Source organism: Pseudomonas sp. KBN12P06040 (assembly GCF_037574965.1).
GTDB classification, from domain to species: Bacteria; Pseudomonadota; Gammaproteobacteria; order Pseudomonadales; family Pseudomonadaceae; genus Pseudomonas; species Pseudomonas aeruginosa.
Genome location: NZ_JBBELS010000001.1, coordinates 2,152,052 through 2,166,264 on the forward strand (window position 1 = coordinate 2,152,052; position 14,213 = coordinate 2,166,264).

General features: G+C 67.5%; 5 protein-coding genes. 4 read left to right on the forward strand and 1 reads right to left on the reverse strand.

The features are described from left to right. Window positions 1–3 precede the first annotated feature (3 nt). Complete coding sequence (locus tag VQ067_RS10195) at window positions 4–984, reverse strand: AAA family ATPase (protein ID WP_003091294.1); 981 nt, start codon at window positions 982–984, stop codon at window positions 4–6. A gap of 340 nt (window positions 985–1,324) precedes the next feature. On the opposite strand from VQ067_RS10195, the gene VQ067_RS10200 reads away from it, so the two are divergent. From VQ067_RS10200 to VQ067_RS10215, 4 genes are all read left to right on the forward strand, one after another. Then, a complete protein-coding gene (locus VQ067_RS10200) occupies window positions 1,325–2,095 on the forward strand; it encodes a hypothetical protein (protein WP_003116459.1) in 771 nt (256 codons plus the stop codon). A 272-nt stretch (window positions 2,096–2,367) separates the two neighbouring features. Beyond that, window positions 2,368–7,230, forward strand: coding sequence for an NAD-glutamate dehydrogenase GdhB (gdhB, locus tag VQ067_RS10205; RefSeq protein ID WP_003109600.1), 4,863 nt, complete (start codon window positions 2,368–2,370; stop codon window positions 7,228–7,230). A 561-nt stretch (window positions 7,231–7,791) separates the two neighbouring features. Beyond that, window positions 7,792–10,638 carry a bifunctional glycoside hydrolase 114/ polysaccharide deacetylase family protein gene (locus VQ067_RS10210; protein WP_033990423.1) on the forward strand — a complete coding sequence of 949 codons (2,847 nt, stop codon included), beginning with the start codon at window positions 7,792–7,794 and terminating at the stop codon, window positions 10,636–10,638. Continuing rightward, complete coding sequence (locus VQ067_RS10215; RefSeq protein WP_033990426.1) at window positions 10,616–14,197, forward strand: tetratricopeptide repeat protein; 3,582 nt, start codon at window positions 10,616–10,618, stop codon at window positions 14,195–14,197. Before VQ067_RS10210 ends, VQ067_RS10215 begins: the two co-directional genes overlap by 23 nt. Window positions 14,198–14,213 lie beyond the last annotated feature (16 nt).

A 14,213-nucleotide genomic window follows, 5' to 3' on the forward strand; every position in this document is an offset into this window, starting at 1 on the left:
GCCTCAGGCCACGGCGACCACGTCGAGGATGCGCTGCACGACCCGGTCCTGGTCGATGCCGGCGGCTTCCGCCTCGAAGGTCAGGATCAGGCGATGGCGCAGCACGTCGAACAGCACCGCCTGGATGTCCTCGGGGCTGACGAAGTCGCGTCCGCCCAGCCAGGCGTGGGCGCGCGCGCAGCGGTCGAGGGCGATGGAGCCGCGCGGGCTGGCGCCGTAGGAGATCCATTCGGCGAGTTCCGCGTCGTGCTTGGCCGGGGTGCGGGTGGCCATGATCAGTTGCACCAGGTATTCCTCCACCGCGTCGGCCATGTACAGGCCGAGGATTTCCTGGCGCGCGGCGAAGATGGTTTCCTGGGTCACCCTGCGCTCCGGCCGGGCCTCGCCGTTCAGTGCCTCGCCACGCGCCTGCTGGAGGATGCGGCGTTCCACCGAGGCCTCCGGGTAGCCGATCTTGACGTGCATGAGGAAGCGGTCGAGCTGGGCTTCCGGCAACGGGTAGGTACCTTCCTGCTCGATCGGGTTCTGTGTCGCCATCACCAGGAACAGCTGTGGCAGGTCGTAGGTGCTGCGGCCGACCGAAACCTGGCGCTCGGCCATGGCTTCGAGCAGCGCCGATTGCACCTTGGCCGGGGCGCGGTTGATCTCGTCGGCCAGCACCAGGTGATGGAAGATCGGGCCTTGCTGGAACACGAAGGTGCCGGTCTCCGGACGGTAGATCTCGGTGCCGGTGATGTCGGCGGGGAGCAGGTCGGGAGTGAACTGGATACGGTGGAACTCGGCTTCGAGGCCTTCGGCGAGGTCCTTGATGGCCTTGGTCTTGGCCAGTCCCGGCGCGCCTTCCACCAGCAGGTGGCCGTCGGCTAGCAGCGCGATCAGCAGGCGGTCGACGAGTTTTTCCTGGCCGAGGATCTGGCTCGACAGGTAGCCCTTCAGTCCCTGCAGGGCGCTCTTGTGCTGCGTGCTTTCTGGCTCGTTGCTCATTGTCTGGACTACCGGTTCCAAGGCCTGCTGGGGTGTCGCTCGGTGGCGCACGGCGAGGCCGGCGCGGGCGGGCGGGGAGAAGGCTCCGCTCTGCGGCGGATGACGGCCCCCCGATCCCGCACATGTTAGCGCACGGCGACTGCCTAGCGTACTCTCCGACGCTCGTGCCGCGCCTATTCGTGAACCCGCGCGGGTATGCCGGTGAAAAGCCTCCGCCTCTCGCCGTGACCTGCCTCGCGAAGCGCGGCGGATCGACGCGCCCGGGGAACTTCGCCGGCGCACGCGGGTCGGTTTCCGCGATGCGAACAGCGAATGGACAGAGCGTTTGTCAGGAGCGACATTGCCGGGGCTTGCCCGGCGCAAGGGGGAGGGCCGCGCCCGGCGTGGGTGGCGGCGCTGGGTCGGTGGGCTGCTGTTGCTGCTCGGCGCGCTCGCCAGCGGATGTTCGAACGCGCCGCGCAACGCCGCCGGCGAGGACACCAGCCAGGGTTCGATGCGCGCCGGCGAATTCCTCCAGACCGATGCCGATCGCATGGCCACCCTGGCCATGCGCGACAACCTGCAAAGCCTCTACCAGTTGCTCTGGAAGCTGTACAAGCGCAATCCCGCCGAATGGAAGAAGACCGGCCTGCCGAGCCAGGCCGACGCCGAGCTGGCGATCCGCCGGGCCATCGAGCAGAACCGCGAACTCAGCGACCTGGGCGGCCGCCGCGACATCGCCGCGCTGTCCTACTCCCTCGATCCGGCGTTCAGGGGCGACCGCGTCGGCGCCTTCATCTATTCCCTGGCCAGCATGCTGATCACCGCCCATGGCGGGCGTACCGAGTTCTACGTCTACCAGGGGATCGACGCGCAGTACGTCTACAACGCCGCGCGCAACGTCGAGGTCGCCACCTGGATGCTGGCTACCCGCAAGGACGACAAGGGCGCCCCGTTGCTGCTTTCCAACGCCCTCACCGACGACGCCAGCAACCTCAGCTACGCCCGCGAGTTCGCCAAGATCGTCGCGCGCCTGGACCTGCTCGCCGAGGTGCTCGGCGAACGCTACCGGCGGATCAGCGTGAACTACGCCCAGGGACTGCTGTTCATGCATTTCCTGCCGGTGCAGTGAGCCGATGCTCCCGGGGTGAACGAATATGTCGCAGCACGGTAAGTGTTTTGCCTTGCCGGCTCGTTAAGCTCTGTCGGATATGACCGGCGGGTCGCTCGCCGAAAAGGGCGGTTCCCGGTCAGCCTTTGCTGTGCGCCTGCCTGCCTGGATTAATGCTCAGCTTCTGCTGAACTTCATGGACGCAGCGAGGGTCGGTCCGAAGGTGCGTTGCTCGCGACCTTTCCCGCGAACCGCTCGCCTCCATGAAATAACAAGCCAAGCGGAGTACAACCATGGCGTTCTTCACCGCGGCCAGCAAAGCCGATTTCCAGCATCAACTGCAGACGGCACTGGCGCAGCACCTCGGCGACAAGGCGTTACCACAAGTCACGCTGTTCGCCGAACAGTTCTTCAGCCTGATCTCCCTCGATGAACTGACCCAGCGTCGGCTTTCCGACCTGGTCGGTTGCACCCTTTCCGCCTGGCGCCTGCTGGAGCGCTTCGACCGCGACCAGCCCGAAGTCCGCGTATACAACCCCGACTACGAGAAGCACGGCTGGCAATCCACCCACACCGCGGTGGAAGTGCTGCACCCGGACCTGCCGTTCCTGGTCGACTCGGTGCGCATGGAACTGAACCGTCGCGGCTACAGCATCCATACCCTGCAGACCAACGTCCTCAGCGTGCGCCGCTCGGCCAAGGGCGAGCTGAAGGAAATCCTGCCCAAGGGTAGCCAGGGCAAGGACGTCAGCCAGGAATCGCTGATGTACCTGGAGATCGACCGTTGCGCCCACGCCGGCGAACTGCGGGCGCTGGAGAAGGCCATCCTGGAAGTGCTCGGTGAAGTACGCGTGACCGTCGCCGACTTCGAACCGATGAAGGCCAAGGCCCGCGAACTGCTGACCTGGCTTGGCAAGGCCAAGCTGAAGGTGCCGGCGGAGGAACTGAAGGAAGTGCGCAGCTATCTCGAATGGCTGCTGGACAACCACTTCACCTTCCTCGGCTACGAGGAATTCAGCGTCGCCGACGAGGCCGACGGCGGGCGCATGGTCTACGACGAGAAATCCTTCCTCGGCCTGACCCGTCTGCTGCGTGCCGGCCTGAGCAAGGATGACCTGCACATCGAGGACTATGCCGTCGCCTACCTGCGCGAACCGGTCCTGCTGTCCTTCGCCAAGGCTGCCCATCCGAGCCGCGTGCACCGCCCGGCCTACCCGGACTACGTGTCGATCCGCGAGCTGGACGGCAAGGGCCGGGTGATCCGCGAGTGCCGCTTCATGGGCCTGTTCACCTCCTCGGTGTACAACGAGAGCGTCAACGACATTCCCTTCATCCGCGGCAAGGTCGCCGAAGTGATGCGGCGCTCCGGTTTCGACACCAAGGCCCACCTCGGCAAGGAACTGGCCCAGGTGCTGGAAGTACTGCCGCGCGACGACCTGTTCCAGACCCCGGTGGACGAGCTGTTCAGCACCGCCCTGGCGATCGTCCGCATCCAGGAGCGCAACAAGATCCGCGTGTTCCTGCGCAAGGACCCCTACGGTCGCTTCTGCTACTGCCTGGCCTACGTGCCGCGCGACGTGTATTCCACCGAGACGCGCCTGAAGATCCAGCAGGTCCTGATGGAGCGCCTGCAGGCCAGCGACTGCGAGTTCTGGACCTTCTTCTCCGAGTCGGTGCTGGCCCGCGTGCAGTTCATCCTCCGCGTCGACCCGAAGTCGCGCATCGACATCGACCCGGCGCGCCTGGAGGAAGAAGTGATCCAGGCCTGCCGTTCCTGGCAGGACGACTACAGCAGCCTGGTGGTGGAAAACCTCGGCGAGGCCAAGGGCACCAACGTCCTGGCCGACTTCCCGAAAGGCTTCCCGGCCGGCTACCGCGAGCGCTTCGCCCCGCACTTCGCGGTGGTCGACCTGCAGCACCTGCTCAGCCTCTCCGAGCAGCGCCCGCTGGTGATGAGCTTCTACCAGCCGCTGGCGCAGGGCGAGCAGCAACTGCACTGCAAGCTGTACCACGCCGACACCCCGCTGGCCCTGTCCGACGTCCTGCCGATCCTGGAGAACCTCGGCCTGCGCGTGCTCGGCGAATTCCCCTACCGCCTGCGCCACCAGAACGGCCGTGAATACTGGATCCACGACTTCGCCTTCACCTACGCCGAAGGGCTGGACGTGGACATCCAGCAGCTCAACGAGATCCTCCAGGACGCCTTCGTCCACATCGTCAGCGGCGACGCCGAGAACGACGCCTTCAACCGCCTGGTGCTGACCGCCAACCTGCCGTGGCGCGACGTCGCCCTGCTGCGTGCCTACGCGCGTTACCTGAAGCAGATCCGCCTGGGCTTCGACCTCGGCTACATCGCCAGTGCGCTGAATGCCCACACCGACATCGCCCGCGAGCTGGTGCGGCTGTTCAAGACTCGCTTCTACCTGGCGCGCAAACTCACCGCGGAAGACCTGGAAGACAAGCAACAGAAGCTGGAGCAGGCGATCCTCGGTGCCCTCGACGAAGTCCAGGTGCTCAACGAGGACCGCATCCTGCGGCGCTACCTCGACCTGATCAAGGCAACCCTGCGGACCAACTTCTACCAGCCCGACGGCAACGGCCAGAACAAGAGCTACTTCAGCTTCAAGTTCAACCCGAAGGCCATCCCGGAGCTGCCCAGGCCGGTGCCCAAGTACGAGATCTTCGTCTACTCGCCGCGTGTCGAGGGCGTGCACCTGCGCGGCGGCAAGGTGGCTCGCGGCGGCTTGCGCTGGTCGGACCGCGAGGAAGACTTCCGCACCGAGGTGCTCGGCCTGGTCAAGGCCCAGCAGGTGAAGAACGCGGTGATCGTGCCGGTCGGCGCCAAGGGCGGCTTCGTCCCGCGCCGCCTGCCGCTTGGCGGTAGCCGCGACGAGATCCAGGCCGAGGCGATCGCCTGCTACCGGATCTTCATTTCCGGCCTGCTCGATATCACCGACAACCTCAAGGAAGGCGAAGTGGTGCCGCCGGCCAACGTGGTCCGCCACGACGAGGACGATCCCTACCTGGTGGTCGCCGCGGACAAGGGCACGGCGACCTTCTCCGACATCGCCAACGGCATCGCCGCCGAGTACGGTTTCTGGCTCGGCGACGCCTTCGCCTCGGGCGGCTCCGCCGGCTACGACCACAAGGGCATGGGGATTACCGCCAAGGGCGCCTGGGTCAGCGTGCAACGGCACTTCCGCGAACGCGGCATCGACGTGCAGAAGGACAACATCAGCGTCATCGGCATCGGCGACATGGCCGGCGACGTGTTCGGCAACGGCCTGCTGATGTCGGACAAGCTGCAACTGGTGGCCGCCTTCAACCACATGCATATCTTCATCGACCCGAACCCGGACGCCGCCAGCAGCTTCGTCGAGCGCCAGCGCCTGTTCAACCTGCCGCGTTCGAGCTGGGCCGACTACGATGCCAAGCTGATCTCCGCCGGCGGCGGGATCTTCCTGCGCAGCGCCAAGAGCATCGCCATCACCCCGGAAATGCAGGCGCGCTTCGACATCCAGGCCGACAGGCTGGCGCCCACCGAGCTGATCCATGCGCTGCTCAAGGCGCCGGTCGACCTGCTCTGGAACGGCGGGATCGGTACCTACGTGAAGTCGAGCAAGGAAACCCACGCCGATGTCGGCGACAAGGCCAACGACGGTCTGCGCGTCGACGGCCGCGAGCTGCGCGCGAAGGTGGTGGGCGAGGGCGGCAACCTGGGCATGACCCAACTGGCGCGGGTCGAGTTCGGCCTGCACGGCGGTGCCAACAACACCGACTTCATCGACAACGCCGGTGGCGTGGACTGCTCCGACCATGAGGTCAACATCAAGATCCTGCTCAACGAAGTGGTGCAGGCCGGCGACATGACCGAGAAGCAGCGCAACGCGCTGCTGGTGAAGATGACCGACGCGGTCGGCGCCCTGGTGCTGGGCAACAACTACAAGCAGACCCAGGCGCTGTCCCTGGCGCAACGTCGCGCCCGCGAGCGGATCGCCGAGTACAAGCGGCTGATGGGCGATCTCGAGGCGCGTGGCAAGCTCGATCGCGCCCTGGAGTTCCTGCCTTCCGACGAGGAGCTGGCGGAACGCATCAGTGCCGGCCAGGGGCTGACCCGCGCCGAGCTGTCGGTGCTGATCTCCTACAGCAAGATCGACCTCAAGGAATCGCTGCTGAAATCGCTGGTGCCGGACGACGACTACCTGACCCGCGACATGGAGACCGCCTTCCCGGCATTGCTGGCGGAGAAGTTCGGCGACGCCATGCGCCGCCATCGCCTGAAGCGCGAGATCGTCAGCACGCAGATCGCCAACGACCTGGTCAACCACATGGGCATCACCTTCGTGCAGCGCCTGAAGGAGTCCACCGGCATGAGCGCGGCCAACGTCGCCGGGGCCTACGTGATCGTTCGCGACGTGTTCCACCTGCCGCACTGGTTCCGCCAGATCGAGAACCTCGACTACCAGGTGCCCGCTGATATCCAGCTGACCCTGATGGACGAACTGATGCGTCTCGGTCGCCGCGCCACCCGCTGGTTCCTCCGCAGCCGCCGCAACGAGCTGGACGCGGCGCGCGACGTGGCCCACTTCGGCCCGCGCATCGCCGCCCTCGGCCTGAAGCTCAACGAGCTGCTCGAAGGGCCGACCCGCGAGCTGTGGCAGGCGCGCTACCAGACCTACGTCGACGCCGGCGTGCCGGAACTGCTGGCACGCATGGTGGCCGGCACCAGCCACCTGTATACGCTGCTGCCGATCATCGAGGCGTCCGACGTGACCGGCCAGGACACCGCGGAAGTGGCCAAGGCCTATTTCGCCGTGGGCAGCGCGCTGGACCTGACCTGGTACCTGCAGCAGATCACCAACCTGCCGGTGGAGAACAACTGGCAGGCGCTGGCCCGCGAGGCGTTCCGCGACGACCTCGACTGGCAGCAGCGGGCGATCACCGTCTCGGTGTTGCAGATGCAGGACGGACCGAAGGAGGTCGAGGCGCGCGTCGGCCTGTGGCTGGAACAGCACCTGCCGCTGGTCGAGCGCTGGCGGGCGATGCTGGTCGAACTGCGTGCCGCGTCGGGTACCGACTACGCCATGTACGCCGTGGCCAACCGCGAGCTGATGGACCTGGCGCAGAGCAGCCAGCACGGTGTCTGCATCCCCTGATGCGAGCGGCCTGACGGCAAGCAAGAGCCCCGCCTGAGTGCGGGGCTCTTTCATTCTGGCGCGGCGAAAACCTGCGGTGTTTGCGGTGGCTGAGGCGCTGCGCGGCGACAAATGTCCGGCGCCCGGCGTTAGCCCGGAAAGGACAACCTGACTCACAGATTTAATAAATATTTAGTTATTAGAAACTCTATTAATAGGTTCATATGGATCTATGACTTCTCCGCTTCGTATGCCTTGGCCGGGATCCTGTCGATCGCATAAACCCCCGGCAGCCCGTACTTCCTTCCCCGCCCGGTGAGTTTTCCGATGACGTCGCGGCGGTCACGCGGGAGGCAAGAGCAGGCAAAAGGACACCATGGCGTCATGTATGTGCCTAAAAATTGACAGTTTCCGCTTAAAAAATTAGCAATTAGCATATTTAGTCATTAGATTGACGTTAATCGCCTGCGGCTGCTTTGGCCGTGCCCGCACTGTCAGGGATTCGACGTTGCCATCGGAAACCGCATCCATGCTCCCGACCTGCCGCTTCGGTCGGTATCGACCCTGCCGCGTAGGCTGGGCATGCGGTTCAGCAAGAAAGGAATCGCCGTGCTGCGTCTGCCGTCCCGCCGTAACACCCTTCGACCCATCGAACGCCCGCTCGCCTGGCTTGCCGGCCTGGCGCTGGCGCTTTGTGCCGGCGCTGCCGCAGGGGCTGCCGGCGGGCCGTCCAGCGTGGCGTTCTGGTACGCCGAGCGGCCGCCGCTGGCCGAGCTTTCCCAGTTCGACTGGGTGGTGCTCGAAGCGGCGCACCTCAAGCCGGCCGATGTCGGGTATCTGAAAGAGCAGGGCAGCACGCCCTTCGCCTATCTGTCGGTCGGCGAGTTCGACGGCGACGCCGCCGCCATCGCCGATAGCGGCCTGGCCCGGGGCAAGAGCGCGGTCCGCAACCAAGCCTGGAACAGCCAGGTAATGGACCTCGCCGCGCCGAGTTGGCGGGCGCACCTGCTCAAGCGCGCCGCGGAGCTGCGCAAACAGGGCTACGCCGGCCTGTTCCTCGATACCCTGGACAGCTTCCAGCTACAGGCCGAGGAGCGCCGCGAGGGCCAGCGCCGGGCGCTGGCCAGTTTCCTCGCCCAGCTGCATCGCCAGGAGCCGGGCCTCAAGCTGTTTTTCAATCGCGGTTTCGAAGTGCTGCCGGAGTTGCCCGGCGTCGCGTCGGCGGTGGCCGTGGAGTCGATCCATGCCGGTTGGGACGCCGCTGCCGGGCAATACCGCGAGGTGCCCCAGGACGATCGCGATTGGCTGAAGGGTCACCTGGATGCCCTGCGCGCCCAGGGCATGCCCATCGTCGCCATCGACTACCTGCCGCCGGAGCGGCGCGACGAGGCGCGCGCGCTCGCTGCGCGCCTGCGTAGCGAAGGCTACGTGCCGTTCGTCAGCACCCCGGCGCTGGACTACCTGGGGGTGAGCGACGTCGAGGTGCAACCGCGGCGCATCGCGCTGCTCTACGATCCGCGCGAGGGCGACCTGACCCTGAGCCCCGGCCACGTCTACCTCGGCGGCCTGCTCGAATACCTCGGTTATCGGGTCGACTACCTGCCCGCCGACCAGCCGCTGCCCGAACGTCCGCTGAGCGGTCTCTACGCGGGGGTAGTCACCTGGATGACCAGTGGACCGCCGCTGGCCAGCGACGCCTTCGACAACTGGATCGCTGCGCGTCTCGACGAAAAGGTGCCGGTGGCGTTCCTCGCCGGCCTGCCCACAGAGAACGACGGCCTGTTGCAGCGCCTGGGGATTCGCCGACTGTCGCAGAAGCTCAAGGTCAAGCCGAGCACCGAGACCCACGACCAGGCGCTGCTGGGCGCCTTCGAGGCGCCGCTGGTGATCCGGGTCCGCGACCTGCCGGCGCTCACCGTACTCGACCCGGCGCGGGTGGCCCCGGCGCTCAAGCTCAAGGGCGACGGCAAGGAGTACGTGCCGGTGGCGACCGCCGACTGGGGCGGCTTCGCCCTGGCGCCCTATGTGCTGGAGGAGGGTAGCGAGCACCGGCGCTGGATCCTCGATCCGTTCGCCTTCCTGCGCAAGGCCTTGCGCCTTGCGCCGCTGCCGAGTCCCGACGCGACCACCGAGAATGGCCGGCGCATCGCCACCGTGCACATCGATGGCGACGGCTTCGTCTCCCGTGCCGAGGTGCCCGGCAGTCCCTATGCCGGCCAGCAGGTGCTGGAGGACTTCATCAAGCCCTATCCGTTCCTCACCTCGGTCTCGGTGATCGAAGGCGAGGTCGGGCCGAAGGGCATGTACCCGCACCTGGCCAGGGAGCTGGAGCCGATCGCCCGGCGCATCTTCGCCGACGACAAGGTCGAGGTCGCCAGCCATACCTTCAGCCATCCGTTCTTCTGGCAGCCGCAACTGGCCGAGCAGGGCGAGAACTTCGAGGCCCAGTATGGCTACAAGATGGCCATCCCGGGCTACGACAAGGTCGACTTCGTACGCGAGGTGATCGGGGCCCGCGACTACATCGAGCAGCGCCTGACCACCCCGCGGAAGCCGGTGAAGATGATCTTCTGGTCCGGCGACGCGCTGCCCGACGCCGCCACCATCAAGCTCGCCTACGACGCCGGGCTGATGAACGTCAACGGCGGCAATACCGCGCTGACCCGGGCCTTTCCCTCGCTGACCGGACTCTACCCGCTGATCCGGCCCACCCGCGGCGGCGTGCAGTACTACGCGCCGATCATCAACGAGAACGTCTACACCAATCTCTGGCAGGGGCCGTACTACGGCTTCCGCGGCGTCATCGATACCTTCGCCCTGACCGACAGCCCGCGCCGCCTGCGCGGCCTGCACCTGTACTACCACTTCTATTCGGGGACCAAGCAGGCCTCGATCCGCACCATGCACCAGATCTACGCGGCGATGCAGGCGGAGCATCCGTTGTCGCTGTGGATGAGCGACTACATCCCGCGCCTGGAAGGCCTGCATCGCGCCAGCCTGGCCAAGCGTGCCGATGGCAGCTGGCAACTGCGTGGCTTCGCCGCCCTGCGCACCCTGCGCCTGGACCCGGCGCTGGGTTGGCCGGACCTCGCTCGCTCCACGGGAGTCGCGGGCGTGCGCGACCTGCCCCAGGGGCGCTATGTACACCTGAGTGCGGCGAATGCGCACCTGGTCCTGCGCGACAGCCGCGATCCGCGGCCGGCGCTGGAGGAGGCCAACCTGCCGCTGAAGCACTGGCGCTACCGCGACGATGGCCGCGTCGAGTTCGCCTTCGCCGGGCACCTGCCGTTGCGCCTGGTGGTGCGCGCGGCGGGCGATTGCCGGCTTAGCGCGGCCGGCAAGGCCTTCCCGGGAAAGGCCGGCAACGGCCTGTGGACGTTCGAGTTGCCGATGGAGCAGGTGCGCGATGGCCAACTCGCCTGCCGCTGACAAGCATCCCAAGGCGCGCCTGCTGAATCCCTGGGCCCTGCTGCCGGTCGCTCTCGGGGTGGCGCTGGTGCTGTGGCTGACCTTCAACAGCGAAGAAGTATTCATGCCCAGCGGCGATGGCGAGCCCGACGCGGTCTCGGTGAACTACGCCGAACTGCTGTTGCAGGCGCACCCGGAGAACGACGCGCTGCGCCTGACCCTGATCGACCTGCTGGTCAAGCTCGGCGACTTCGAGCAGGCGCGTCATCACCTCGCCCTTCTGCGCGGCAAGGACCGCCTGGCAACGCCGTTCTACGAGGTGGAACTGGACATCCTCGGCGCCCTGGCCAGGCCCGAGGGCATGGATGAGGAGCAGACGCGCCGATTGCTGGAGCGCCTGCGCAAGATCGAGCATGTTTCGTTGAACGACGCCATGCTCGAACGACTTGCCCGTCATGCCCTGGCCCTGGACGCGCCGGACCTGGCGGCGCGGACCTTTGCCGAACTGGCCGGCCGCGACCCGCAGGGCCGGCAGCGCTGGCTGGACGAGGCGGCGCGCTGGTACCTGGCTTCCGGCGAGCCGCTGCCGGCGGCGGACATCCAGCGGCAACTGGCCGAAGCGCAAACCGAGCCGGCGAAGCGCCTGGCCTATCTGCGCCAGGCCTTCGCCAGCCTGCTCGCTGGCGAGCGCGGCGAACAGGCGGCGTTGTTGCTGGACGAGCGGCTGGACGCCTTGCCGGAGGATGAATCGACCCTGGCCTGGCTCGCCGAGGGCGTACGCGCCGCCGAAGGCAGCCAGCGCTACGACCTGGCCGAACGCTTCATCCGGCGCTGGCGCGAATTGCGCCCCGAGGACCATGAGGCGCTGGCCGCCGACCTGCGCCTGAACATGGCCGCCGGGCGGATCGAGCGGGCCTGGGAGGTCGGCCAGGAGCTGCTGGCCCTGCGCCCGCAGGACAGGACGCTGCTGGCCGATCTCGCGCGCCTTGGCGAATGGACCGGCAACGGCCCGCAGGCCCTGGGCCTGTGGAAGCAACTGCTGGCCGGCGCCGATGACGCGGCCCTGCGCGAGCATGCCTGGCGCCTGTCGCTGCAGATGTTCGATTTCGACAGCGCCATCGAGCTGCTGGCGCCCATCGGCGCGCAGCGACAGATGACCGACGAGGAACTCGATGCGCTGGTCTACAGCCATGAAACCCGCGGCACGCCGGAAGAGGGCGAGGCATGGCTGCGCGGCTACGTGCAGGGTTATCCGAAACAGCGCCTGGCCTGGCAGCGCTTGCAGCAGATCCTCGAACACACCCAGCAGTTGCAGGAAGAGACCGGGGTCTGGGCGCGGATGGCCCGGCATTTCCCGCTGAGCGTCAAGGAACGCATGCAGTGGGCGGAAACCCACTGGAACCTGTTCGATCCGCGCCAGGCCTGGAAGGTCCTCGCCGGCGTGGATACCCGCGCGATCCGCGAGCCGGAGTTCTGGCGCCTGCGCGCGGCGCTGGCCTGGGCCCTGGAGCAGGACGACGATGCCCGCGCCGCCTACGAGCGCATGCTGGCCCTGGACATCCGCCTGAACAGCAGCGACGAGGACCAGTTGATCGCCCTGTACCGGGACAGCAATCCGCAGCAGGCCTTGCAGGTGCTTATCGGCAGTTGGCAGCGCAGCCGCGATCCGCGGCGCCTGGCCAGCGCCCTGCAACTGGCGGAGAACCTCCACGACTGGCCGGCCCTGAAGAGCCTGCTGGCCGAGGCCGAAGGCCTGCCGGAAGCGCAGGGCAGCCCCTATTACTGGGTGGCCAGGGCGCGGTTGGCGGAACAGGAAGGCCATGGCGACGTCGCCGAGCGCCTGTACCGGGAAGCCCTGGTGCGTTTCCCCGGCGAGAACCTGGTGCGCGAACGCCTGCTCTGGTTCTACATCGACCGTGGCCGTCGCGACAGCCTGGCGCCCCTGTTGGCGCAGTGGCATGGCCTGGCGCTGCGGGACAGCACGCTGTGGCTGCCGTTCGCCAGCGCCAGCCTGCTGCTCGAGCGTAACGACCAGGCGCTGGCCTGGTTCCGCCTGTACCTCAAGTCCAATCCCAACGACTGGCTGGTGCAGGCCGCCTACGCCGACGCGCTGGATGCCAGCGGCTACCAGGACAAGGCCCTGCGCCTGCGCCGGCAACTGCTCCGGCGGCTCGACCGCGAGGCGGTCAGGGCCACCCCGGACAGCTTCGCCGCCTACCTGCGCCTGCTCGCCGTGGCCCAGGGGCCGCTGCTCGCCCAGGGCGAGGCGCGGCGGGCCTGGAATGGCGAGCCGGCGATGCTGCAGCTGTGGTTCGAGCAGTTCCTCGACCAGCTCGCCGCCACCAACCAGGAGCCGCTGAAGGATGACTGGCTGGCCTGGGCGCGCGGCCAGGGCTTGAAGATCGGGCGCAACGAAGAGATCCTGGCCGCCCTGCGCAGCCAGAATCGCGCCGCCCTGCAACGCCTGCTGGAGCGCGGCGAGCTGGATCCGGCGCAGCGGGTCGAGGCGCTAGTGCGTCTCGGCCATGGCGGCGAAGCGCTGGGCGAGGCCCTGGGCGCACTGGGCGACGGCCACTCGCGCGACAACCGCGAGCAGTTGCGGCGGCAGGCGGCGGAAATCCTCGAACGCACGCCCCAGGGCCTGCAACTGGGTTGGAACAAGCGCGACTTCGGCGGTCTCGACTTCAAGGGACCGACGCTGCGCGCGGCGCGCCACCTCGGCGACGACTGGTACGCCGATCTCGAACTGGGCAGCGGTCGCTATCACGGTGATGCGCTGGATAGTTCGCTCCTCGGTAGCGAACGCAACGCCAGGCTGACGTTGCGGCGCGAACTGGCCGATGGCTTCGCCGCGGCGACGCTCGATGGCAGTTGGCGCGACGACGAGGACCGCCACGGCCTGGGCCTGCTGCGCAACTGGCGGCTGAGTGCGCGCGACGAACTGGAAGCGGGCCTCGACTGGCACCGCGAGACCGACGAGACCGGCCTGATGCGCGCCCTCGGCATGCGCGACAGCGTGAAACTCGGCGGCCGCCACACCCTCAGCGGGCGCGACCAGTTGAGCTGGTCGCTGGCGCACAACCGCTTCTCCACCCGCCAGGGCGACGACCTCGGCAACGGCGAGGCGCTGTCCCTGGAGTGGGCCCACACACTGTTCTTCGATGGCCCGGCCTGGCAACTGCGCGGCGGCATCGACTACCAGCGCAATCGCCTGGAGAACCGTCTGCCGGACGACCTGCTGGCGGCCCATGGCGGTGCGCTGGCGCTCGATGGCGCGCGCAGCCAGGACCTGCTGCAGGACCGCTATGGCCAGGTCTACCTCGGCAGCACCTGGCGCCGTGGCTTCCCTGGCGCGCTGAACCGCAGCCGTCCGCAATACACCTGGATCGTCGACACCCTGGCCGGCTGGCAGTGGACAGAGAAGGAGTTCAACTACGGCATCGATCTCGGCATCGGCATGGAGCTGCTGGGCGATGACGAACTGGCGTTCACCTTCGGCTACCAGTCGGCTCCCCAGGGCGGCGGCGGCGATGCCGGCGGCACGCTCGGGGTGACCTACAGCACGCGCTTCGGCCGCTGAGCGCGGCCCGGATACG